Origin of the sequence: Deinococcus psychrotolerans (genome assembly GCF_003860465.1) — a bacterium.
In the GTDB taxonomy this organism is placed as follows: domain Bacteria; phylum Deinococcota; class Deinococci; order Deinococcales; family Deinococcaceae; genus Deinococcus; species Deinococcus psychrotolerans.
In genome coordinates, this window is record NZ_CP034185.1 from 404,904 (window position 1) to 427,730 (window position 22,827).

The following is a 22,827-nucleotide window of genomic DNA, read 5'->3' on the forward strand; positions in this document are numbered from 1 at the left end:
AATCTCCTGCCTATGCTCGCCGTCGCCCTCGTTGCTGTCCTCATCTACTGGCCGCTGATGCTGTGGGCCAACGCGGGGCAGGCGGCCAGGTCGCTGGCCAGCGGGGCCGATCTGGGATGCGGGACGGCCCTCCAGTGCGCCACTCAACTTCGCAACCCGGTGATTCCCGCGCCGCAGCAGTTCGCCACTGGCTTCCGGAGCCTCAGCGTGCCGCCGCTGGCCGATACGAGTGCGCCCCGCAACGCCCTGGTCACGGGCGGCGAAACCTTGCTGGGTCTGGCACTGGCCTCGCTGCTTGGGCTGGTGCTGGCCACCTTGCTGGTTCGCAGCCGCAGCTTTGAGCGGGCCACCCTGCCTTGGCTGGTCGCCTCGCAAACCGTGCCGATTGTCGCGCTCGCGCCGATGCTGGCCGTGCTGCTGGGGCAATTTGGGGTTCAGGGTTTTTTTCCCAAAGCCATTATCGCCGCCTACATCGCCTTCTTTCCCATCGCCATCGGCATGGCTCAGGGGTTACGCAGCCCCGATCCTTTGCAACTCGATTTGATGCGAACGTACCGCGCCTCACCCGCGCAGACTTTTAGACTGCTGCAAATTCCGGCCAGCTTGCCATACCTGTTTACCTCGCTGAAAGTCGCGGCGACGGCGGCGCTGGTCGGCAGCATCGTGGCCGAGATCAGCACCATCTCGTTCAGCGGGCTGGGCAAGATGCTGGCCGAGAATTCGCGGGCCTCCGACACGGTGGCGCTGTGGGTCATCATGATTTACGGCGCGGCGCTGGGCATCGCGCTGGTGGCACTGATCGGCTTGCTGGAGAGGCTGGTGACAGGATGGCGGCGACCAGTGTGAGTTTGAGAGCGCCCGCTTCCCGCTCAGTTTCTGGCTGGCCGCTGCTGCTGCTCTCGGCGCTGGGCTTGCTGGCGCTGAGTTTTGTTTTGGCTGGCCGCGCCGCGCCGCCCGACTCGGCTCTGGTGTGGCTGCTGGGGGTGCTGGCGCTGCTGCTGGTGGGCGTCTTCGGCATCCGGCAAAGCGCTCAGGGCGAAACGCTGGCCGCCCGAATTGTTCCGGCCGCCGCCACCCTGATTCTGCTGGTGCTGGCCGCCGAGGCTCTGCTCCGCGCTTACGGGGTGCCGACGGGCCTGATTCCCACTCCCAGCAAAGTCATGCAGGCGCTGTGGGCGGCCCGAGTGGTGCTGCTGCAAGACGCTTATTACACCTTCGTGCTGGAAGCGCTGCTGGGCTTTATCATCGGCACATTGGCGGGCCTCGCGCTGGCATTGGCAGCGGTGCGTTTCCGCTTTTTGGAGCGCGGCGTGCTGCCTTACGCGGCGCTGCTCTCCAGCGTGCCCATCGTGGCGCTGGCCCCAGTGGTCATCAAAGCGGTGGGTCTGGGCTGGTCGTCCAAAACCATCATCGTGGCCGTCACGGTGCTGTTTCCGGTGGTCATCAACGCAGTGCGCGGCCTGCAAAGTGCCCAGCCGATGCACCTCGATCTGATGCACTCCTACGCCGCCTCACCCACTCAGGTGTTCCACGAAGTGCGCTGGCCTTCAGCGCTGCCGTTCGTGTTCACCGCCCTGCGCGTCAGCTCCACTTTGGCCCTGATCAACGCCATCGTGGCCGAGTTTTTCGGCACTGAGGGGCACGGTCTGGGCTTCCGGATTCAGATCGAAGTCGGTAGGTTTGGACTTGACATCGTTTGGGCCGCTATTGTAGTGGCGTCGGTCATCGGCGTCTCATTTTATTTGCTGATCTCGGCGGCTGAGCGGCTCATGTTGCCGGGACGAACCTGATTCCGAGTTCCAAGTCTTTCTCCATCCCACTTCCATCTACGGAGGTTCCAAATGAAGAAACTCGCGCTCTTGTCCGCCCTGCTCACGCTCGCTTTGCCCACTGCCGCACAGGCACAAACCAAACCCGTGACCGTCAGGCTCCAGCTCAAGTGGTTTCCGCAGGCCCAATTCGCGGGTTTTTTCGTGGCGCAGGCCAAAGGCTATTTCAAGGATGAGGGCTTGGATGTTCAGCTCCTTCCAATTGGCGATCAATCACCGATTCAAACGGTGGCCACCGGAGCCGCCGACTTCGGCACCACCTGGATCACCGATCTGCTGACCGCTCGCCAGCAAGGCATTCAAGTGGTTCACATCGCCCAGATTTTCCAGAAATCCGGCTTCACCCTGGTGGCGCTCAAGTCCAGCGGCATCAACAAACCCGCCGACTTCAAAGGCAAACGAGTGGGCTTGTGGCCCAGCGGCAACGAATATCCCGCCGTGGCACTGATGAAAAAGTACGGCCTGACCAGCAGCCTAGACAGCACGGTGGCCAATCCCAGCGTGCAGGCCGTTACCTATCCGTTCGATCCCAGCATCGTTTTCCCCGACAAAGTCGATCTGGTGTCGGCCATGACCTACAACGAAATCGATCAGATCGTCGGGCTGGGCTACAGCATGGACAAACTCAAAATCTTCAAAGCGCCGGATTACGGTGTCAATCTGCTGGAAGACTTGATGTTCACATCGCAGAAAGTGTTGGATGACAAGAACTTCAAAGGCAGCGGGATGAGCGGCAAGGAAATCGCTGCCCGTTTGGTTCGCGCTTCTATCAAGGGCTGGGATTACGCGGTCAAGCACAAAGCTGAGGCCGTCAATATCGTCTTGCCCCTTTGCGGCAATACTTGTAAAGGTTCCGGCACCCGCTCGGACGCCAAAGAGCACCAGACCTGGCAGATGAACGAAGTCGCCAAGCTCTACAACGCGGGCCCGACCATGCAGGGCCGCGCCGGATACCTTGACCCGGCTCTTTATAAATCAAACGTCGCTTTGCTTAAAGATCTCGGTATCCTCAAAGCCGATCCATCGGCGGGCGCAGTCGATTACAGCGTTTGGCAAATGGCAACCGGCAAGAAGTAAACAGTCAGCAAATGGGCGGGCGTGTAGACTTTTGTTCTTACGCCCGCTTTCCGAGTTAAGGGAACCAACATGAATAAATTCATTCGAGCTGCCGTCTTAGCCTCACTCAGTTTTTCTGTCTCAGCTCAAACCGTGGATATGAGCACACTGAATATTTCCGGTATGGGAAAGATCGTGGCGGGCGATCAAACCAAACAAACACTTGCCTGTAAGAATGACAGCGTATCGGTAGCAGGCGACGGAAACACCATTACTTTGACTGGAAATTGCACGCAGATCATTATTGCGGGCAGCAAAAATAAAGTCAGCATGGCAGTGGTGGGCGAGATCGTGCTAAGCGGTGATGGCAATACGGTGACTTGGCACAAAGCACTCAAAGGAACCAAACCGAGAATGCTGCTGACCGGCAAAGCCAATACTGTCAGCAAAAAGTAAAGTGACCTGATCCAGCCCACTCATTTGTAAAGCTTAAACTGAGGGCATGAACAGGTTTCTCAAATTGGCTTGCCTTTTCGGGTTGCTGGGAGCACAGGCCAGCGCCCAGAGTCTGAATATCAATTCGAGCGGCATTCGCTTCGAGTCCGCGCCAGCCGCGCCCGGACAGCCCTCAGTGAGCGTCCGGCTCGGTGAATCTGGCCTGAGTATTTCATCTACGCCCGTGCAGACTCGGCGGGTGCAGCCCACCCAAACAAATCGCACGCTCAGATGCAACGGGGGCAATTTGAACCTCCGTGGCAGTGGGCAACGCCTCACCATTTTGGGCAACTGCGCGGCGGTCAATATCACCGGCAGCCGCAATGTCCTCAGCGTGGAGCGGGTCGGCCAAATCAGCATTCAGGGCAGCAGCAACCGTGTGACTTGGAAAGCCGCCCTCAGCGGCGCGAAACCACTGTTGCGGGTGTCGGGCACCGGCAATACCGTGCTGAGCGCCGCCCGCCCAGTGGCCGCTCCTACCCAACCGAAGCCCGCTCTTAAGCCCGTACAGAAGCCGTCCAAAACGGCCACCCGTCTTTGAGAGATGTAAGAACCAAATAACGCTCCAATCAATTCAGAGCAGCTACACATCCAAATCGGAGGCTCTATGTCCAATTCTTCAGCTCTTGACCCTCAGCGCACCGTGGACGAACTCAAGGCCCTGCGAACGCTCACGGGCGATAACAACGGCGCTCAGCGGGTGGCTTTTACCAACAAATGGATGGAGGCCCGCGCTTTTCTCAAGAAAAAGTTGCTGGAACTGCCGGTGGAAGTCATCACCGACCCGGCGGGAAACTTGTGGGCGACCCTCAAGGGCGAGTCTGAGAAAGAGCTGCTGATCGGCGGCCACCTCGACAGCGTACCCAACGGCGGTTGGCTGGACGGCTCGCTCAACGTGCTGGCGGGCCTGGAAGTACTGCGCCGCCTGAGTGCTCAGTACGGCGCTGATGGGGGTAAACCCCCTGTCACCGTGCGGCTGGTGGACTGGGCCGACGAGGAAGGCGCACGCTTTGGCCGCAGCCTCTACGGGTCTAGCGCGGCCAGCGGGCAACTCAACGTACATGAAGCGGCGCAGCTGCATGACAAGGACGGCGTGAGTTTAGGCGACGCCCTGATGAATGTCGGCGTGCTGCTGGCCGACGCGCCCAAGGCCAGCGAGCAGCTCAAGAACGCCGCCGCTTATTTGGAACTCCACATCGAGCAGGGGCCAGTCTTGGAAGGCATGGACTTGCCACTGGGTGCAGTGCTGGGCACCTTCGGAGTGGAGCGCCACACCATTACTTTTCACGGACAGGCGGCGCATTCCGGCAGCACGCCGATGAATGTCCGCAAAGACGCCTTGCTGGCGGCGGGCAAGCTGAGCGCCGAGATTTACACTATTGCCGAGCGGCACGGCGGGGTGTGCACCATCGGCAGCGTCAAAACCTGGCCGGGTATCGTCACCAGCGTGGTGGAAAAGTGCGAGATCACTTTAGATCAGCGTAACTTGGACGCCGACAATCTGGCCGCCATGTGGCAAGGCGCTCAGGACGCTGCTCAAAAGTTTGCCGAGGAAGGCAGCTGCACGGTGGAGTTCGGACATCTGTGGAATATCGAGCCGATTCCCTTTGATGCCGAGCTGATCGAAGCTTGCGACGCCGCCATTCTGGAAGTAACGCCCACCAGTCACCGCCTCCCCAGCGGCCCGCTCCACGACGCGGCGGAAGTCGCCCGCGCTGGGGTGCCGACCGCGATGCTGTTCGTGCAGAGCTTGTACGGCATCAGCCACAACAAGATAGAAGACACCAAGGAAGAGCACATCAAATTGAGTGTGGAAGCGCTGGATAGGTTGACGGATAAGGCAATTGCATGGATTCAGCAGCACTAAGCGCCCCCGACCAAACCCTGATTGACTACGCCAAAGCCCTCATCGCCTCCTTACCCGAAAACGAAAACCACACCGTGGTCGCCGTGGCCCGCGACATGAACGGACGGCTGTTTGAAGGCCTCAACCTCTATCACTTCACGGGCGGCCCCTGCGCCGAGCCAGTCGCTTTGGCCGTGGCGGCGGCTCAGCAGGCGGGAGCGCTGGAATTGATCGTGGCCGCCGGCAACCGTGGGCGCGGCGTGCTGGCTCCGTGCGGACGGTGCAGACAGATTCTTTTTGACTATCACCCCAGCATTGCTGTACTGGTGTCGGACGGTCAGCAGGTGCGGCGGCTGAGCATCCGTGAATTGCTGCCCTACACCTACGACTGGCACGCCGAACAGGGCGGCTAAGCTCGCTGTCCCCCCAGCCGCACGGCAATCTCCCGCGCTGCGGCCTGCAAGGTGGCGGCCAGTTCGCCCACCCGCTCATCACCAAGCCGCGAGGCCGGAGCCGATAAGCTCATGGCCGCCGTAACCGTGCCGCCCGCACCGTAAATCGGCACCGCCACGCAGCGTACACCGTCCTCGCGCTCCTCGTTGTCGAGCGCGTAGCCGAGTTGACGGACTTCGGCGAGTTCGGCTTGGTACGCCGCCAAGCTGGTCAGGGTGCGCTCGGTGAAGGCCGGATATGGCCCCGCGCCGACCAAATCCGCCAGATCGCTTTCGTCGCGCCATGCCAGCAGCGCCTTGCCCGCTCCGGTGCAGTACAGCGGCGAACGCGCTCCAATCTGGGTAAACATCCGCATCAGGCCGCGCCCTTCCACCTGATGCACGTACATCACGTCGGGGGCTTGCAGCACCGCCAGATTCACGGTTTCGCCGGTTTCAGCGACCAGGCTTTCCATCTGGCGCTTGGCCGCCGCCACCAAACCGTCCAGTTCGGCGTAAGCGCGGCCCGTCACGAAGGTCTGAATACCGACTTGCCAGATTCCGGCTTCCTCGTGGGCAAAGCCTTGCTGACGCAGGGTTTGCAGCAGGCGGTAGGTGGTGCTGGCCGACAACCCAGCAAAGCGGGCCACTTCGCTGAGCGTCGCGGCGCTTTGCTCTCCCAGCACCCGCAGGACGATCAAGCCGCGCTCCAGCGTCCGCACCGCTTCCGGCTCGGCGCTGCGCGTTCGGCCTGGGCGTTTGCGGGGTTCGTCGGCTTTACTCATCATGGATCATACGGCCATCACGACAGCTCGCGGTAGCCGCTGAGGGTCAGGAAATCTACTAAGGGGCGCTGGGTGGCCACTTCGTGAAACAGCGCGGCAGCTTTGGCGTGGTCTTCGCGGCCCAGAGCGTCCAACTCTTCATTGAGTAAGCGCTCGACGAGTTCGTCGGTGACGGTTTCGCCGCCTTCCAACTTCGCGCCGTGCCGGAGCCACTGCCAGATTTGTGCCCGCGAGATTTCAGCGGTGGCGGCGTCTTCCATCAGGTTGTGAATCGGCACCGCGCCGGAACCATTCAGCCACGCCCGCAGATATTGCAAGGCCACGTTGATGTTCATCCGCAGGCCGTCCTCATTGATCTGGCCCACTGGGACTTGCAGCAAATCGGCGGCGCTCACTTCAAAGTCCATCTGCTTGCCAGAGTCGATCTGGTTGGGCGTCGGCATCAATTCGTCAAAGACTTCGGTGGCAAGCCCCACCATGCCGGGATGCGCGACCCAGGTGCCGTCGTGGCCGTTTCTGGCCTCGCGCTCTTTGTCGCGGCGGACTTGCTCGAAGGCCCGCGTGTTGGCGGCCTCGTCATTCTTGACCGGAATGAAGGCGCTCATGCCGCCAATGGCGTGCGCCCCGCGCTTGTGGCAAGTCTTGACCGCTAGGCGACTGTAACTGCTCATCATGTGGGCTTCCATCGTCACCTGGGCGCGGTTGGGCAGAATCATATTGGGGTCTTCGCGGAACTTTTTGATGATGCTGAAAATGTAATCCCAGCGCCCACAGTTAAGGCCCGCCGAGTGGTCGCGCAGCTCATACAGGATTTCGTCCATCTCAAAGGTTGCCAGAATCGTCTCGATCAGCACGGTGGCGCGGATACTGCTGCGCGGCACGTCCAAGGTATCTTCGGCAAAGTTGAAGATGTCGTTCCAAAGGCGGGCTTCGAGGTGCGATTCCAGTTTGGGTAGGTAAAAGTAAGGGCCGCTGCCGTGTGAGAGCAGTTCTTTAGCGTTGTGGAAGAAGTACAGGCCGAAGTCGAACAGGCCGCCACTCATGGTTTCGCCGTCCACCGAGACGTGTTTTTCCGGCAGATGCCAGCCGCGTGGGCGAACCAGCAGGGTGGCGGTCTGGTCATTGAGCTGGTAGCTTTTTGCGCCCTGCTCGAAGGTGATGGTGCGGCGCACGGCGTCGGCCAGGTTCTGCTGGCCCATCACCATATTGTCCCAACTGGGGCTGGAGGCGTCCTCGAAATCGGCCATAAAGACTTTCGCGCCGGAGTTGAGCGCGTTGATGACCATTTTGCGGTCAACTGGGCCGGTGATTTCTACTCGGCGGTCGGTGAGGTCGGCTTTGGGGGGCACCACTTTCCAGTCGCCTTCCCGCACACTCTTGGTTTCAGCCAAAAAGTCCGGCTTCTCGCCCGCGTCCAGCCGCGCCTGACGCTCCTCGCGGGCCAAAAGCAACTCGAGGCGGCGCGGGTTGAAACGGCGGTGCAATTCCACGACGAATTCCAACGCTGCGGGTGTCAAGACTTTGGCGTGCGCTTCGGTGAGCGCCGCCGCGAGCTTGAGGCCGCTAGGCAGGGCAGGCTGAGCTGAATTGGGCTGGGTCATGGTGGGTGCCTCCAAAGGAAGTGAGAATAGGGTCTGGTCGGGGAATTTTTTACTGGCTGAAGTTCAATTTTCACTCAGTAATTTACCGTCTAAGCTTACCGCAAATTTTTGGGGTGTTACCCAGACAGACACAACTTTGAATTTCCCCGCCCTACTCCACCAAAATAATCCGCAAGTCGTTGAGGTTATGCCCGCTCGGCCCGGTCTGCAACGTGTCGCCCAGCGCAGCGAAGAAGGTGCCTGAATCGTTGTTGGTCAGAGATTCGTGTCCGTTGAGGCCCAGTTGTTGCACCCGCGCTGAACTGTCGGGGGTCAGGAATGCGCCCGCCGCTGGCGAGGAGCCGTCCACGCCGTCTGAGCCTGCCGAGAGCGCCCAGACGCCTTGTCGATCTGAAGATTGACCCAGTTCCAGCAGCAGCGCCAGAGCAAACTCGTGGTTGCGCCCGCCCATGCCTTTGCCGCGCAGGGTCACGGTGGCTTCCCCGCCTGAAATCAGGGCCACCGGAGCGCTGACGGGCGTGCCGAACTCCTGCACACTACGAACAATGGCAGCGTGAGCGGCGGCCAGTTCTTTGGCTTCACCGCCGAAGGTGTCACCCAGAATGACGGCCCGCACGCCCTGACTTTCCAAATACTGGGCCGCCGCGTCCAGCAGCAAGCGGTTGGAGCCGATCACTTGCGTATGAACGTTATCTAGAGTTTTGGGGGTGTCGTCCAGCTCACCACTTACGCCACGCTGCAAATGCGCCCGCGCCGCCTCGTGCTGCACGCCGTAGCGATTCAGCACAGCCAGCGCGTCAGCGAAACTGCTGGGGTCGGGCACGGTGGGGCCGGAGGCGATGGCGCTGGGATCGTCACCGATCACGTCGGAGAGCAGCAGCGCCGTGAGATGTGCGCCGCGAGTTTGGGCCGCTTGCGCCAGCCGCCCGCCTTTAATACGCGAAACATGTTTGCGAACCGAGTTGAGTTCGTGAATGTCGGCTCCACTGGCCAGCAAATCGCGGGTGAGCTGCTGTTTTTCTTCCAGTGTCAGGCCCCAAGGCGCAGAAAAAAGAGCGCTGCCACCGCCGGACACCAGCACCAGCAGTTCGTCGCCTTCGTTGAGCTTGCCAATCTGTTCGAGCGCCCGCTCCGCGCCTTTCACGCTGCGTTCGTCGGGCACCGGATGACGGGCAAAGATGATCTGGCCCTGTCCCCTATCCGCCGCCGCCTGCACCGCTGGGCTGACTTCTAAACCGTCAGGCGGCACCACCAAAAAAGGCGCGTCAGGGTGAACGCTCAAAGCTGCGTCCAGCATCGGCAAACTGGCCTTACCAAAAGCGATAATGAAGGCGGGGGGTTGGGCAGGCAAATGGGCACGCACCAGCCTGCCCGCGCCAGTGGCTTCAAGGGCAGCGTGGTAGGTGGCGGTCAGAAGGGCACGGGGACTATCGGGCATGGAAGTGAACTCCTTTGGGGAAGGGCAATCGCTTCGCTCACCACCCCCTCCCCAGCCCTCCCCCCTGAAGAGGGAGGGAGCTAAGTACCTGATTTTTCTTCGCTCAATACTCTTTGATTGACACCGAAAAGCGGAAGCCTTAGCCCCCGCCTCTGTTATTCGCTTGCAGCTCAGCGCCTCACTCGATCCCGCTCATCTCGGCGTAGAACTTGGCCATGCTGGAGTGATCCAGGTCGCCGTCGCCCTGCGCGATCATGGCGTCCATGATGTTGGCGGCCAGCCCGGTGGCAAAAAGCGGCACGCCCGCTTCACGGCCCGTTTCCAGTGCCAGGCGCAGATCTTTGCGGTGCAAATTGATGCGGAATCCCGGCTTGAAGTTGCCATCTAAGATGCGCTGCCCGTGCAAGTCCAGAATGCGGCTCTGGGCGAATCCGCCGAGCAGGGCTTCACGGACTTTGCCCGCATCCACGCCCGCTTTTTTGGCGAGGGTCATGGCTTCAGAGACGGCCTGGATGGTCAGGCCCACCACGATCTGGTTGGCAATCTTGGTGACCTGCCCCGCGCCCGCGCCGCCGATGTAGACGATGTTCTTGCCGAGCGCTTCAAACACAGGCCTGGCACGGGTGAAGGCCTCTTCGCTGCCGCCCACCATGATGCTGAGGGTGGCGGCTTCCGCACCGACCTGCCCGCCCGACACCGGAGCGTCCAGCGAGTCGGCTCCTTTTGCTTTCAGGGCTTCCTCCACCTTGCGCGAGGTGGTGGGCGAAATGCTGCTCATGTCTATAAACAGAGCACCCGCTTTGATGCCTTCGGTAACGCCGCCTTCACCCAGCGCGACTTCTTCCACCTGCGGCGAATCGGGGAGCATAGTAATGATGATGTCGCTGTTCTGAGCGACTTCCTTGGCGCTGTGGGCAGCCTTGGCCCCTTGTTTGACCAGCTCGTCCATCACTTCGGGAGTGCGGTTGTTGACGGTCAGGCTGTAGCCCGCTTTGATCAAGTTGAGAGCCATCGGTTTGCCCATGATGCCCAAGCCGATGAAGCCAATGCTGGGTTTGCTGTCTTGCGTCATAAAAACTCCTTTCTGATGATCTAGGTTTGAGTTACTTCTGCAAGTCTTTGAGCCAGCCTAAAGTGTCTTCGGTACGGCCTTCGGGGATGTATTCAAGGCCCACGTAGCCGCCATAACCAAGGCGGTCGAGTTCAGCAAGCAAAAACGGGTAATTGATTTCGCCGGTGCCGGGTTGGTGGCGTCCAGGCACGTCGGCCAACTGAATATGGGCAATCTTGTCCAAGTTCTCGCGCACAGTTTGGGTCAGGTGGCCTTCCACACGCTGCATGTGGTAAAAGTCGTACTGCAATTTGACATTCTCGCGCCCGACTTCCTCAATCAGGTCGAGGGTGTTCTGAGTGCCGTACAGGTAAAAACCGGGCACGTCGTAAGGGTTGAGCGGCTCCACGATGAGGGTCAGGCCCGCGTCTGCCAATTTGTCGGCAGCATATTGCAAGTTGCCAATAATGGTTTTGCGGGTGGTGGCTTCGTCACTCTCCGCTTTGCCAACCAATACATTGACCAGTTTTGGCCCCTGAACGCCTTTGTAAAGCACTGCGGCGTAATCAATAGCCTTGCCAACGCCTTCACGGAACTCGTCCTGGCGGCTCGGCTGCACGGCAATGCCCCGGTCGCCGCCCGCCCAGTCGCCAGCGGGGAGATTGAACAGCGCCTGAGTCTGGTTGTTCTGATCCAGCTTGGCGCGGAGCTCAACGGCGTCGTAGGGGTACGGAAACATGTATTCAATGAACTGGAATCCAGCCTTGCCCGCCGCATCGAAGCGGTCTAGGAAGTCGTGTTCTTGAAAAAGCATGGTGATGTTGGCGGCGTACTTGGGCATGGTGGCTCCTTTGAAGAAGGGCTGTGGGAAGAGAGATTAGGGGCAATCGCCTCGCTCACTTCACCCCTCCCAGCCTTGCCGCTCAAGAGGGTGAGTGAGCGCCAGCGAATAAAATCTCAGTCCAGCATCGCAATCGCCGTTGGTGCGTCTTCCCGCTGATCGGCCAGCTCTTCAAACTCCACCACATTGTCCAGCTCGGTGCCCATGCTGATGTTGGTGACGCGCTCCAAAATGACTTCCACCAAGACTGGCACCTGGAACTCGCGGGCCAGCCCTTTGGCTTCTTCCAGAGCGTCTTTGATTTTGTCAGGCTCGGTCACGCGGATAGCGCGGCAGCCTAAGCCCTGCGCCACCGCCACGTGATCCACGCCGTAACCGTTCAGCTCGGGGGCGTTAATGTTGTCAAAGGCCAGTTGCACCTGATAGTCCATGTCAAAGCCGCGCTGCGACTGGCGAATCAGGCCGAGGTAACTGTTGTTGACCAGCACGTGAATGTAAGGCAACTTGAACTGTGCGCCGACGGCCAATTCTTCGATCATGAACTGGAAATCGTAATCGCCGCTGAGGGCCACCACGTTCTTGCTGCGGTCGGCGGCGACCACACCCAGCGCAGCGGGCATCGTCCAGCCGAGCGGGCCAGCCTGTCCGGCGTTGATCCACTGGCGCGGCTGATACACGTGCAAGAACTGCGCGGCGGCGATTTGCGAGAGTCCAATGGTGCTGACATACACCGTGTCGCGGCCAAACGACTTGAGCATTTCCTCGTAGACGCGCTGCGGCTTGATCGGCACATTGTCGTAGTGCGTTTTGCGGAGCATGGTACGTTTGCGCTCGCGGCACTGCTCGGCCCACTCGCCGTAGTCAGGGAGCTTGCCGTCCTGCCGCATCTCGCGGGCAATTTCGACCATCAGCTTGAGGGCCGCGCCCGCATCAGACACGACGCCGTAATCCGGGCCGAACACGCGGCCAATCTGGGTCGGTTCGATGTCGATGTGAACGAACTTGCGGCCCTCGGTGTACTTCTCGATGCTGCCGGTGTGGCGGTTGGCCCAGCGGTTGCCGATGCCGTACACGAAATCGGAAGCCAGCACCGTGGCGTTGCCGTACATCTGCGAGGTCTGGAGTCCGGCCATGCCCGCCATCAGGGGGTGATCGTCGGGAATACTTCCCCAGCCCATCAGGGTAGGAATCACCGGGATGCCGGTCAGCTCGGCAAAGGCCACCAGGTCTTCGGAGGCGTCGGCGTTGATGACTCCGCCGCCCGCAACTAGGAGGGGACGCTTGGAGGCGAACAGCATCTCCAGCGCCTTTTCAATTTGAGCGCGGCTGGCGGTGGGCTTGTAGGCAGGCAAAGGCTCATAGGTGTCAATGTCGAACTCGATCTCGGCCATCTGTACGTCAAACGGCAGATCAATGTGAACGGGGCCGGGTCTGCCGGAGCGCATCAGGTTAAAGGCCTGCTGAAACACGCGAGGCACCAGCGCCGGTTCGCGCACGGTCACGGCCCACTTGGTCACCGGCTTGGCGATGCTCTCGATGTCCACTGCTTGAAAGTCCTCTTTGTAGAGGCGGGCACGGGGAGCTTGACCGGTGATGCACAAAATCGGCACCGAGTCGGCGATGGCGGCGTAGAGGCCAGTGATCATGTCGGTTCCGGCGGGGCCGGAGGTGCCGATACACACGCCGATGTTGCCCGACTTGGCGCGGGTGTAGCCGTCGGCCATGTGCGAGGCACCTTCCACGTGGCGGGCCAGAATATGGTCGATGCCGCCCAGCTTCTTCATCGCCGCGTACAGCGGGTTGATGGCCGCCCCCGGCACCCCGAACGCCAGATTCACCCCTTCTTTCTTGAGCACTTCCACCGCCGCTTCAATCGCTCTCATCTTCGCCATGATTGTTTGCCTCCTGTTGACAAAAGCTTAGACGACTAAGTATATTTTGTCAACAGGTGAAAGACATTTTTCATTCTACGGAAATTGACCGCCGTTCCGGTTGAGTTTGACAGTCCCGCCCCCAGATGCTTTGATGGAGATATCTAGACGGCTAAGCAATTAAGCGAGTGCGCTGCTTTTGGCGTTACCCTTTAAGCAATGAAGGAGAGATTTTGACTCAGCCCACCGTAAAAAACGCCTCTAAAAGCGCCGACACTCAGGCCGGTCAAACGCTCATCTTGGCGGCTGCGGCGCGGCGACTGGCCCAGACCCTTCACACTGCTTTTCGGGGGCGCTGGGAAGCCTTACCGGGCGCGTCCACTCCTCCTCAGCCGACGCCGGAGTATCAGGCCGTGCCCGTTCCGGCTGACCTGATAGGCCGCCGCGCCGAGCTGATCGTGGAAGCCTCCGACCTGGCCGCGCTCAACAACGCGCTGAGTTCCGATGCCGACGCACTGGTGATCGACTTCGACGACACCTTCACGCCCACCTTTGCGAATGTACAGGCTGCTTACGACGCACTGCCCCGCGCCGCCGCCTCCAGCAAACCCCTGCTGGCCCGGCCCCGCGCCTTTTATGCCGTGGAACAGCACCTCGATTTTGGTGGCCCCGCTATCGCCGCCTTCACCGATCTGGCGGTCATTCTGGCGGCGCGGCCTGAAAAGCCCATTCACATCTACATTCCCAAGTTGGAAACCGTCAGCGAGGCGCAGCTCTGGGACGACGCACTGAATCTGGCTGAACGCGAGCTGGGCTTAGCGCCGAATACCATCAAAGTTTGCATCCAGATTGAAACCTTTCTGGCCGTTCAACACGCCGACGCGCTGCTGTATGCCCTGAGAGGTCGGGCGTTCGGGTTGAATGCCGGGCGCTGGGATTACGTCTTCAGCCTGATCAAATCGGTGGGCGGCAGTCGGGGAGCCGTGCCGCCCCGCAGCGAGCTGACGATGGACGTGGACGCCATGCGGGCCTACGCCGAAGCGCTGGTACGGGTGGCCCAGCGGCGCGGCGCACAGGCGATTGGCGGCAGCGCGGCGGTGGCCCCCGATTCGGCCAATCCGCAACCCGCTCTGGACGCGGTGCGGGCCGACAAGCGCCGCGAAGCTCAGCAGGGTTTCACGGCGGCGTGGGCCGGACTGCCGATGCTCTTGGGCGACGTGCGGGCCGGGTTTGACGGTGAAGCGCCCACGCCCCTGTCCGCCGAGCCTGTGGAGCGCACCTTGAAGCGCCTGCTCGACCTGCCCGCGCCTCAGCCGTTGCCGCTGGGCGTGCTGCAAGACACCATCGGCCTGGCGCTGGACGTATTTGAAGCGTGGTACGCCGGACAAGGCGTGGTGGTCAGAAACGGACGCATCGAAGACACCGCCACCGCCGAACTCGCCCGCGCTCAGGTGTGGCAATGGGTGAGCTGCACTGCACAATTGAGCAGTGATGCATTCTTGACCCCTGACCGCTACCGAGCCGAGCGCCGCGCCTTAAAGGCCGACGACACGCCCGAAGCCCAGTTGCTCGACGCTCTGGTGCTGGCTGAAACGTGCCCGGCTTATTTTCCGCGCTTTGCTCAGCAGCTCGCTGCTCGGGAGCCACTTCCCACTCAGGAGATGCCTGTATGACCGCCGACGCTCCGCTGACCGATACCAGATGGCAAACGCTGACCACCAAAATCATGGACGCCTGCGCCGCGCTGGCCTGCTACACCGAAGTCGAAGGCGAAACCAACCGCCCCTTTCTGTGTCCCACCACCCATCAAGTGCATGAGTACCTGACCCACTGGGCCGACGAACTGGGCATGACCACCTACGAGGACGCCGCCGGGAATCTGCGTTCACGGCTGGCTGGGGCAACACCGGACGCACGGACGCTGTATCTCGGCTCTCACCTAGACACCGTGCCGAACGCGGGCGCTTACGACGGGATTTTGGGCGTGGTGATGGGGTACGCCATGCTGGAAGCGGTCAAGGGTGAGGCTCTCCCCTACGCCGTGGAAGTGGTGGGCTTTTCGGAGGAAGAGGGGGTGCGCTACGGCGTTCCCTTCATCGGCAGCCGGGCGCTGGTCGGCACCGTAGACGACATGCTGGAGCTGTGCGACGCAGCGGGCCAGAGCGTGCGCGACGCCATCACCGAGTACGGCCTCAACGTGGAAGAAATGGCCGAGGCCCAGTATAAGGGCAAGGCGCTGGGCTACTTTGAAATTCACGCCGAGCAGGGGCCAGTCTTGCAAGATCAGGGTGCGTCACTGGGTGTGGTGGACGGCATCGCGGGCCAGAACCGCTTGATGCTCAACTTCGTGGGGCAAGCCTCACACGCCGGAACCACCCCCATGAATCTGCGCCGCGACGCGCTGGCCGCCGCCGCCCGCTTTGCCGTGGCTGCCGAGGATCTGGCCCGCGCCACTCCCGGATTGGTCGCCACCGTCGGCGTAATGCAGGCGCTGCCCGGAGCCATGAATGTGATTCCCGGCGAGGCCAACTGCACGCTGGACATCCGCCACGCCCGCGACGAGGTACGCCTGGGAGCCCTCAAAGCGTTGCTGGAGACGGCTGAGGCCGCTTCGGCAGAGCGCGGCGTCACCGTCACTGTCACGCCCAAGATGGAGGAAAAAGCCACACCGATGTCAGGCGATTTCAAGGCCTTGCTGCACCGCGCCGCCGAAGCCGAGGAGCTGCCGCACCCCGAGCTGGTCAGCGGCGCGGGCCACGACGCCATGATCATGGCCGCGCACATGCCGTCGGCGATGCTGTTCGTGCGCTCACCCAACGCTCTCTCACACCACCCTGACGAGATGGTTTTGCCCGAAGACGTGACCGACGCCCTGCGCGTCAGCGTCCGCTTCCTGCACCTGCTGGCGGAGCAAAACGTATGAATTTTGATCTGATCGTTCGCGGCGGCACGCTGGTTACGCAGAATGGCCCGCTCAAGGCAGATCTGGCGGTGTCCGGGGGTCAGATCGTAGAAATTGCCGAGGAGATTTCCAGCGACTCAGCCCAAACGCTGAATGCTTCCGGCCTCCACATCTTCCCCGGCGTGCTGGACGCCCACGTGCATCTCAACGAGCCGGGCCGCACCCACTGGGAAGGCTTTGAAACGGGGACGCGGGCCTTGGCCGCAGGCGGCGCGACCAGCTTTTTTGACATGCCGCTCAACTCCTCCCCCCCCGTGCTGGACAAAGCCACTTTTGAAGCCAAGCGCGAACACGGCGAGCAAAACTCGCTGATCGACTTCGGTTTGTGGGGCGGCCTCACGCCGCAAAACCTAGACCGAATGGACGAGCTGGCCGACTGCGGCGTGATCGGCTTCAAGGCCTTCATGTCACACAGTGGCCTGGACGAGTTTCCGGCAGTGGACGACACGGCGCTGTATGAGGGTCTGAAGACGGCGGCGCGGCTGAATTTGGTGCTGGCCACCCACGCCGAAAGCGACAACCTGACCCGCCACTTCACCGAGCAGGCGCGTTTGGGCGGCGGTCATACGGCCCGCGATTACCTCGGCACCCGCCCAGTGGTGGCCGAGCTGGAAGCGGTGCAGCGGGCGCTCCTGTACGCGGGCGAGCTGGGGGCCAAACTGCACCTCGTTCACCTGTCGAGCGGCGCGGCGGTGGCGATGGCTTACGAGGCCAAGCAGCGGGGAGTGGACGTCAGCATCGAAACCTGCCCGCATTACCTGCACTTCACTGACGAGGACGTGGAGAAAATGGGAGCGCTGCTCAAATGTGCGCCGCCGCTCAGAAGTCAAGAAGTGCAGCGCAACTTGTGGGAAGAACTATTGGCCGGACACATCGACATCGTCGGCTCCGACCACTCGCCTGCCCCGCCTGACCGCAAGACCAGCGAGAACTTTTTCGCGCTGTGGGGCGGCATCAGCGGCGCTCAGAGCACGTTGAATGTGCTGCTGACGGGTGGCCACTTTGGGCGCGGCTTGCCCCTGGAAGCGGTGGCATCGCTGAGCGCTCTCCATCCGGCCCGCCGTTTTGACATCGCCCAGAAAGGCGCGTTGGAAGTCGGCCTGGACGCTGATTTTGCCCTCGTCGACCTCAGCCGTGAGTTTGAGCTGACGGAGCTGTATGACCGCTGGAAACAAAACCCCTACCTCGGCGCGAAGTTTAAGGGCGTCGTGCAGGCCACCTACTCGCGGGGCCGCAAAGTCTACGAGCAAGGCCAGTTTGACGACTCGGTGCGCGGGCAGTTGCTGCGGCCAACGCCTAAGAATTAAGGGCAATCGCTAGCGCTCACCACCCCCTCCCAGCCTCCCACCTTAAGGGGGAGGAGCTAAGAGGCCCCTAATCTTTCCTCTCCCTCTTCAGGGGGGAGATGTCCCGCAGGGACAGAGGGGGTGGTGAGCGGAGCGAACTTGCCCTTCCCCACCTCTCTAAAGGAGCCACATGAAACACCTCGGTCAAACCCGCAGCGCCCTGCAACCCTCGCACGCCGTCATTACGCCCGAAACGCACGTTCGCACCGGCCTGAGCGAGTGGCCCGGCAGCGCCATCGTGCTGCATATCGCGCCCGTCATCGGGCAAGGCTCACGCTTCGTGCAGTTCAGCGCCGAGATGCCCGCAGGCGCGGCGGCCACGCAGTCCAGCCTCGGTTATCAGCGCTTTGCCTTTGTGCTGGAAGGTGAGGTGGAGGTAAAGACGAACGGTGAAACCCGCAGCCTCAAGGAATACGATTACGTCTATCTTCCGGCGGGCCTGGAGCACACCCTGACCGCCAAAACCGCTGCCCGCCTCGCCGTGTTTGAAAAACCGTATGAAGCCGCCGCAGGCGTGGACGCGCCCGAAATCTTCTGGGGTAACGAGCGCGAGAATGCCGGTTTTGAATTTGAAGGCAACGACCATTTGATCGCCCGCAAGCTGCTGCCCGACGAGGCCAAGCACGATTTCATGATCTCCACCATGAGCTTTGCGCCGGGCGCGACACTGCCGTATACCGAAGTGCATTACATGGAACACGGCCTGCTGATGCTGGAAGGCGAGGGCCTCTACAAGCTGCAAGACGCTTACTATCCGGTCAAGACGGGAGACGTGATCTGGATGGCCGCGCACTGCCCACAGTGGTACGGAGCGCTGGGGCGCGACTGGAGCAAGTACCTGCTCTACAAAGACATGAACCGGCATCCGCTGGCGATGGTGGGAAACGGGCTCTGAGAAACCTGCTGGCCCTTGTTCATTCACCTTCCTCCGCTTCCCGCAACCCACCAAAGGAGCCACATGACCCACAATCTCAACACTCCCCTGACCACCCACTACGACGTGCGACGCGACGAAGCGGGCCACCGCTACCTGCATCCGCTGGTGCTCGGCTTTGATCTGACCCGCATTCCGCTGCTCAACAAGGGCACCGCCTTTACCAGTGAGGAGCGCCAGACGCTGGGCTTGGACGGCCTCCTCGCGCCGCAGGTAGACTCGCTCGACGACCTGGTGACGCGCCTCTACGCCGATTACACCAAGTTGCAAGACCCGCTGGAAAAGCACGTCTTTTTGCGCGGAGTGCAAGACCGCAACGAAGTGCTGTTTTACGCACTGCTCTCCAGGCACGTGGAAGAAATGCTGCCGATTGTCTACACGCCGACTGTGGGCCTCGCCGTGCAGAAGTTCAGCCAGATTTACCGGGTCCCGCGTGGCCTGACCCTCAGCACCCTCAACATCGAGCGGGCCGAGCAGGCGCTGGCCAATGTGCCGCTCAACGACGTGCGGATCATTGTCGCCACCGATTCGAGTGCCATTTTGGGCATCGGCGATCAGGGTTTTGGCGGCATGGCCATTTCAATCGGCAAGCTCAGCCTTTACACCGTCGCGGGCGGCGTCGGCCCCGACAAGACCTTACCCGTCGAGCTGGACGTGGGCACCGGCCGCCAAGATTTGATCGACGATCCCTCCTACCTCGGCGTCAAACACAAGCGGCTGACCGGCGAGGAGTACCTGCGCTTTGTCGACCGCTTCGTGGAAGCCACTTTGGAAAGGTATCCCAAAGCCATCATCCAGTGGGAGGATTTCTCGCGTGACGCGGCGTTCACCGTACTGGAGCGCTACCGCAAAGTGGTGCCGAGCTTCAACGACGATATTCAGGGCACCGGCGCAGTGGTGCTCAGCGGCGTGCTGAACGCCTGCCGAATCAAGGGCGAGCGGTTGCGCGACCAAAAAATCGTGCTGAGCGGTGCGGGAGCGGGCGGCATCGGCGTGACCGACGCTCTGCGGCGCGGCCTGATCCGCGACGGCTTGAGCGACGCCGAGGCCCGCGCCCGCTTGTTCGTGCTGGATTCCGGCGGCCTGCTGCTGTCTGACCGCAAGCTCGACGAGTACAAACGCGCTTACGCCCACGACCCGGCCACGCTGGGCTTCGAGTACGAGGGCAAAGCGCCCGATCTGCTCGCCACCGTGAAGGGTGCGGGCGCAACCGTGCTGATCGGGCTGTCGGGCATCGCCGGAACCTTCAGCGAAGAAGTGGTTAAAGCAACACTCGCCAACACCCCACGCCCGCTGGTCTTCCCGCTTTCCAACCCCACCGCCAACTGCGAAGCGCTGCCGAGTGACGTGCTCAACTGGACGGACGGCGCGGCGATTGTCGCCACCGGCAGCCCGTTTGATCCGGTGGAGCTGAATGGACAGACGTATCCGGTTGGGCAGGGCAACAACGCTTTCATTTTCCCGGGGCTGGGCTTCGGCTGCATTCTGGCCCGCGTGCGCGAAATCACCGACGAAATGGTGCTGGAAGCCGCCTACGCACTGGCTGCTTACACCGAGCGCCACTACCCGGAACGGATTTACCCGCCGGTTTCCGAACTCTCAGCCGCCAGCATAGAAGTCGCCGCCGCCGTAATTAAACAGGCCCTTAAAGACGGCGTGGCCGCCGAATTCGGCGTGCGTGACCTTAGCGACGAAGCGCTGTTGGAGCGGGTGCGCGGCAAGTTCTGGGTGCCGAAGTACCTCCCGTTCAAATTGGGGTAAAGTGCCCACCCCTCACTCGACTCGGCCCTATCCAACTGAGCGAAGCTGGAGGGTTGACGCAGAAGAGCTCAGAGCAGGATAACGAGGCCCTCCGACCCGTTTGACATGGCGTGCAGCAGCCTATACTTGCAGGTATGCCAAGCCACCACCTTCAAACGCTGGGCCATCTGGACTTGGTGGGCTTGAAGTTTGGCCGCGAAAAGCCGCTGCTGCTGCTGGTGTATCTCAGTTTGAAGGGTGTTCAGCCGCGCCGCAGCGTCGCACAGCTTTTCTGGCCCGCCGCTGCCAATCCGCTCAACAGCTTGTCGGTGGCGGTCGCGCAACTGCGCAAAGCTGCGCCGGACTTGATTGAAGCCTCAGAAACCCAAATCCGAACCGAGCTGGAGAGTGATGTTGCGCTCTTTTTGGCGGCTTTGACGGCCCAAGACTTCAGCGCCGCCCAAGCGCTGTATCAAGGGCCGTTTTTGGCTGACCTCAGTTTCGCGGACTTGGCCGAGGAGCTTGAAGAGTGGGTGATGACCACCCGCGAGCAACTGGCGGGCGAATACCGACAAGCGCTGCTGGGGCGGGCAAGGGCTCAGGCTCCCAATGATGCGGGAGAAGCCGCTCAGACGGCGGCGGCGGCCTACTCGCTCACCGGCGCGGCTCCCCTGACCGCGTCCCAGTTGCGCGAAGTTCATGGCCTGCTGAGTGCGGGGGGGCATCCGGCGGCGGCGGCCGCCGCCCACGAAGCGCAGGAACTCGGCCTGCACCTGCGTGAACCACAGGGCGGGAACGGGGCCGCCCTGCTGGGCCGAGCGAGCGAGCTGGCCCGCCTGATGGAGCTGACTGCCGGAGAAGCGCTGTGGGTGCGCGGTTTTCGCGGTCTGGGCAAATCGGCGCTGCTTCAAAAGGCGGCGGCGAGATCAGGCGCGGCCTTGTTGGTGGGACAGTCTGGGCGGCCCTACCAAACCCTGCTGCCGCTGCTGGGCAAGCAGGTGAGGGCTGCGCCCACCACCGATGAGGGGTGGCTGCGCCTGCTGAGCGCGGGCCCGGACAGCCTCTTCTCGGCGGGGCTGGTGCTGGACGACTGGGAAGCCGCCGATGCCGATTCGCGGCGGGTGCTGCTGCGCCTGGCCCAGTCGCGGGCCGCTGGGCCACTGATTCTGAGCAGCCGTGAGCGCTCGGCACTCGGCAGCGGCAGCGGCCTGAGCGAGTTGCTGCTGCGCCCCTTACCGCTGGAGAGTCTCAGCGCCGAGGACGCTCGGCACACTGGCGGTATTCCGGCGCTGCTGGCCGCTCCCCAACATGGGCAGACCCTAACCGACGCACTTGCCACCCTGCTGTCGCCGCTATCGCCGCAGGTGCGGCAGGTGCTGGCCTGCCTCGCACTGCAAGACCAGCCTGACCCGCAGGTCACCCGCCGCGCCCTGCAACTTGATCCCGAGATGCTGGCCCACATTCAAGAAACCCTCGGTTTGGCCGGGCTGTGGCAAGGTGGTGCGCCGTACGGGACTGGGGTAGCGGCCCGCCCAACGGTGCTGAACTGGCTGAAGTCTCAACCCAGTCTGGAAGCCGAGGTGCTGATGCTGCTCGCACCCCAGTTACCGCCCGCCGACGCCCTGCCGCTGTATTTGCGGGCGCAGACGCTGACAGGTTCCAGCGAGTTGCCGGGCTTTCAAGCGGCGCTTTCGGCCAGCGCGGCGGCCCTGCTAGATACCGAACAAGAAAGCGAGGCCGAGCGGCTTCTGGCTGCCCACGCCCGCACGCCCGAAACGTGGCTGCTGCACGCCCGCGCCCTCGACGCACTGGGACGCGGGCCAGAAGCCCTCAAGCGGCTGGACGCCTTGCCGCTGACGCCGGAAGTTCAGGCGGTGAGAAGTTTGGCGCTGTGGCGGACTGGACGCACAGAAGAAGCCCGTCACGCCGCGCAAACGGCGTTATCTGGCGACCTGACGGCCCGCGCACGGGGCCATATGGTGCTGGGGGCATTGGCGCTATCGGCTCAAGAGTATCCGCAGGCCAAAGCGGCGTTCTCGCGGGCATGTGGCTTGTTCCGGCTGCTGGGAGACGACTTAAGCTATCTCAAATTGCTTTGTCAGCAGGCCGTCGCCATGACCGAACTCGCTGACGACCTCACTGCGACGATGACAGAAATCAGAATGCTCTCGGCAAAGCATCCAAACGCCCTCATCCTCAACAATATCGGTTGGCTCTTAGAACGGCAAAACTCGCCAGAGCAGGCCCTAGATTTTTACCGGCAAGCAGCGCAACTCGCACAAACCAGGCAGCAAGCGGCTACGGCGGCGCTGGCCTGGAACAATGTGGGAACAGTGGAGCAGCAACTGGGCAGACTTGACGCCGCTGAGCAGGCTTATCAAACCGCCATAACCCACGCCCGCCTGACCGGAGAAATTCAAACGCTTGCTATGGTGCTGGGCAATCTCGGCGAATTGAAGGAAAGTCTGCCGCTGATTGAAGAAGCCATTGAACTGCTTCTCGGCACTGGACAAGATGATTTGATCGCTTACTTTGAAAGTCAGCGCCTGACGTTCATGGCCCGTTCAGGGGGCATTTGACAAGCTGACCCACAGGAGGAAC

Annotated in this window: 18 protein-coding genes and 1 pseudogene; 13 read left to right on the forward strand and 6 right to left on the reverse strand. The window is 61.8% G+C overall.

Features of this window, described 5'->3' with window-relative positions; genetic code table 11:
• The first annotated feature begins 12 nt into the window (after positions 1 to 12).
• The 7 genes from EHF33_RS17860 (at position 13) to EHF33_RS17890 (ending at position 5,639) form a co-directional block, all read left to right on the forward strand.
• Positions 13 to 846 (forward strand): ABC transporter permease, encoded by an 834-nt coding sequence (locus EHF33_RS17860; RefSeq protein ID WP_124874706.1) that lies wholly within the window; start codon positions 13 to 15, stop codon positions 844 to 846.
• The gene (locus EHF33_RS17865; protein ID WP_124874708.1) at positions 828 to 1,790 is read left to right on the forward strand and encodes an ABC transporter permease; all 963 of its coding nucleotides are present in this window, start codon (positions 828 to 830) and stop codon (positions 1,788 to 1,790) included. The genes EHF33_RS17860 and EHF33_RS17865 overlap by 19 nt, the downstream gene beginning before the upstream one ends.
• Before the next feature lie 51 nt (positions 1,791 to 1,841).
• Positions 1,842 to 2,906 carry an ABC transporter substrate-binding protein gene (locus EHF33_RS17870; protein WP_124874710.1) on the forward strand — a complete coding sequence of 355 codons (1,065 nt, stop codon included), beginning with the start codon at positions 1,842 to 1,844 and terminating at the stop codon, positions 2,904 to 2,906.
• A gap of 69 nt (positions 2,907 to 2,975) precedes the next feature.
• Positions 2,976 to 3,341, forward strand: coding sequence for a DUF3060 domain-containing protein (locus EHF33_RS17875; RefSeq protein WP_124874712.1), 366 nt, complete (start codon positions 2,976 to 2,978; stop codon positions 3,339 to 3,341).
• Positions 3,342 to 3,387: 46 nt separating this feature from the next.
• Positions 3,388 to 3,921 carry a DUF3060 domain-containing protein gene (locus EHF33_RS17880; protein ID WP_124874714.1) on the forward strand — a complete coding sequence of 178 codons (534 nt, stop codon included), beginning with the start codon at positions 3,388 to 3,390 and terminating at the stop codon, positions 3,919 to 3,921.
• Positions 3,922 to 3,987: 66 nt separating this feature from the next.
• Positions 3,988 to 5,247: a Zn-dependent hydrolase gene (locus EHF33_RS17885; RefSeq protein WP_124874716.1), complete on the forward strand. Its 1,260-nt coding sequence runs from the start codon at positions 3,988 to 3,990 to the stop codon at positions 5,245 to 5,247.
• Positions 5,229 to 5,639 (forward strand): cytidine/deoxycytidylate deaminase family protein, encoded by a 411-nt coding sequence (locus EHF33_RS17890; RefSeq protein ID WP_124874718.1) that lies wholly within the window; start codon positions 5,229 to 5,231, stop codon positions 5,637 to 5,639. Before EHF33_RS17885 ends, EHF33_RS17890 begins: the two co-directional genes overlap by 19 nt.
• On the opposite strand, the gene EHF33_RS17895 is transcribed toward EHF33_RS17890, so the two are convergent.
• The 6 genes and pseudogenes from EHF33_RS17895 to gcl form a co-directional block, all read right to left on the reverse strand.
• Complete coding sequence (locus EHF33_RS17895; RefSeq protein ID WP_241191402.1) at positions 5,636 to 6,445, reverse strand: IclR family transcriptional regulator; 810 nt, start codon at positions 6,443 to 6,445, stop codon at positions 5,636 to 5,638. The two genes, EHF33_RS17890 and EHF33_RS17895, sit on opposite strands and share 4 nt — an antisense overlap.
• Before the next feature lie 14 nt (positions 6,446 to 6,459).
• Complete coding sequence (gene aceB / locus EHF33_RS17900; protein WP_124874722.1) at positions 6,460 to 8,043, reverse strand: malate synthase A; 1,584 nt, start codon at positions 8,041 to 8,043, stop codon at positions 6,460 to 6,462.
• A 151-nt stretch (positions 8,044 to 8,194) separates the two neighbouring features.
• On the reverse strand, positions 8,195 to 9,481 hold the full coding sequence (locus EHF33_RS17905) for a glycerate kinase type-2 family protein (protein WP_124874724.1): 1,287 nt from the start codon (positions 9,479 to 9,481) through the stop codon (positions 8,195 to 8,197).
• Between the two features lie 178 nt (positions 9,482 to 9,659).
• Positions 9,660 to 10,556 (reverse strand): annotated as a pseudogene (locus tag EHF33_RS17910) (2-hydroxy-3-oxopropionate reductase); the annotation flags it as partial.
• Between the two features lie 28 nt (positions 10,557 to 10,584).
• A complete protein-coding gene (otnI, locus tag EHF33_RS17915) occupies positions 10,585 to 11,373 on the reverse strand; it encodes a 2-oxo-tetronate isomerase (RefSeq protein WP_124874728.1) in 789 nt (262 codons plus the stop codon).
• 116 nt (positions 11,374 to 11,489) lie between these two features.
• Positions 11,490 to 13,265: a glyoxylate carboligase gene (gene gcl / locus EHF33_RS17920; RefSeq protein WP_124874730.1), complete on the reverse strand. Its 1,776-nt coding sequence runs from the start codon at positions 13,263 to 13,265 to the stop codon at positions 11,490 to 11,492.
• Between the two features lie 212 nt (positions 13,266 to 13,477).
• On the opposite strand from gcl, the gene EHF33_RS17925 reads away from it, so the two are divergent.
• The 6 genes from EHF33_RS17925 (at position 13,478) to EHF33_RS17950 (ending at position 22,805) form a co-directional block, all read left to right on the forward strand.
• Entirely contained in the window at positions 13,478 to 14,917 is a 1,440-nt protein-coding gene (locus tag EHF33_RS17925) for an aldolase/citrate lyase/malate synthase family protein (RefSeq protein WP_124874732.1), read from the forward strand.
• Positions 14,914 to 16,167, forward strand: a complete 1,254-nt coding sequence (locus tag EHF33_RS17930) for an allantoate amidohydrolase (protein WP_124874734.1) — start codon at positions 14,914 to 14,916, stop codon at positions 16,165 to 16,167. The genes EHF33_RS17925 and EHF33_RS17930 overlap by 4 nt, the downstream gene beginning before the upstream one ends.
• The gene (locus EHF33_RS17935) at positions 16,164 to 17,513 is read left to right on the forward strand and encodes an allantoinase (RefSeq protein ID WP_124874736.1); all 1,350 of its coding nucleotides are present in this window, start codon (positions 16,164 to 16,166) and stop codon (positions 17,511 to 17,513) included. The genes EHF33_RS17930 and EHF33_RS17935 overlap by 4 nt, the downstream gene beginning before the upstream one ends.
• Before the next feature lie 169 nt (positions 17,514 to 17,682).
• On the forward strand, positions 17,683 to 18,447 hold the full coding sequence (allE, locus tag EHF33_RS17940; RefSeq protein WP_124874738.1) for a (S)-ureidoglycine aminohydrolase: 765 nt from the start codon (positions 17,683 to 17,685) through the stop codon (positions 18,445 to 18,447).
• 63 nt (positions 18,448 to 18,510) lie between these two features.
• A complete protein-coding gene (locus EHF33_RS17945; RefSeq protein WP_124874740.1) occupies positions 18,511 to 20,247 on the forward strand; it encodes an NAD-dependent malic enzyme in 1,737 nt (578 codons plus the stop codon).
• Between the two features lie 134 nt (positions 20,248 to 20,381).
• Positions 20,382 to 22,805, forward strand: coding sequence for a tetratricopeptide repeat protein (locus EHF33_RS17950; protein ID WP_124874742.1), 2,424 nt, complete (start codon positions 20,382 to 20,384; stop codon positions 22,803 to 22,805).
• The last annotated feature ends 22 nt before the right edge of the window (positions 22,806 to 22,827 follow it).

Bases quoted from the DNA above. Each gene is read 5' to 3' on its own strand.
- aceB (WP_124874722.1), bottom strand. From the start codon at position 8,043: ATGACCCAGCCCAATTCAGCTCAGCCTGCCCTGCCTAGCGGCCTCAAG.
- EHF33_RS17895 (WP_241191402.1), bottom strand. From the start codon at position 6,445: ATGATGAGTAAAGCCGACGAACCCCGCAAACGCCCAGGCCGAACGCGC.
- EHF33_RS17860 (WP_124874706.1), top strand. From the start codon at position 13: ATGCTCGCCGTCGCCCTCGTTGCTGTCCTCATCTACTGGCCGCTGATG.
- allE (WP_124874738.1), top strand. From the start codon at position 17,683: ATGAAACACCTCGGTCAAACCCGCAGCGCCCTGCAACCCTCGCACGCC.
- EHF33_RS17885 (WP_124874716.1), top strand. From the start codon at position 3,988: ATGTCCAATTCTTCAGCTCTTGACCCTCAGCGCACCGTGGACGAACTC.
- EHF33_RS17890 (WP_124874718.1), top strand. From the start codon at position 5,229: ATGGATTCAGCAGCACTAAGCGCCCCCGACCAAACCCTGATTGACTAC.
- EHF33_RS17930 (WP_124874734.1), top strand. From the start codon at position 14,914: ATGACCGCCGACGCTCCGCTGACCGATACCAGATGGCAAACGCTGACC.
- otnI (WP_124874728.1), bottom strand. From the start codon at position 11,373: ATGCCCAAGTACGCCGCCAACATCACCATGCTTTTTCAAGAACACGAC.
- EHF33_RS17905 (WP_124874724.1), bottom strand. From the start codon at position 9,481: ATGCCCGATAGTCCCCGTGCCCTTCTGACCGCCACCTACCACGCTGCC.
- EHF33_RS17870 (WP_124874710.1), top strand. From the start codon at position 1,842: ATGAAGAAACTCGCGCTCTTGTCCGCCCTGCTCACGCTCGCTTTGCCC.
- gcl (WP_124874730.1), bottom strand. From the start codon at position 13,265: ATGGCGAAGATGAGAGCGATTGAAGCGGCGGTGGAAGTGCTCAAGAAA.
- EHF33_RS17865 (WP_124874708.1), top strand. From the start codon at position 828: ATGGCGGCGACCAGTGTGAGTTTGAGAGCGCCCGCTTCCCGCTCAGTT.
- EHF33_RS17950 (WP_124874742.1), top strand. From the start codon at position 20,382: ATGCCAAGCCACCACCTTCAAACGCTGGGCCATCTGGACTTGGTGGGC.
- EHF33_RS17945 (WP_124874740.1), top strand. From the start codon at position 18,511: ATGACCCACAATCTCAACACTCCCCTGACCACCCACTACGACGTGCGA.
- EHF33_RS17935 (WP_124874736.1), top strand. From the start codon at position 16,164: ATGAATTTTGATCTGATCGTTCGCGGCGGCACGCTGGTTACGCAGAAT.
- EHF33_RS17875 (WP_124874712.1), top strand. From the start codon at position 2,976: ATGAATAAATTCATTCGAGCTGCCGTCTTAGCCTCACTCAGTTTTTCT.
- EHF33_RS17880 (WP_124874714.1), top strand. From the start codon at position 3,388: ATGAACAGGTTTCTCAAATTGGCTTGCCTTTTCGGGTTGCTGGGAGCA.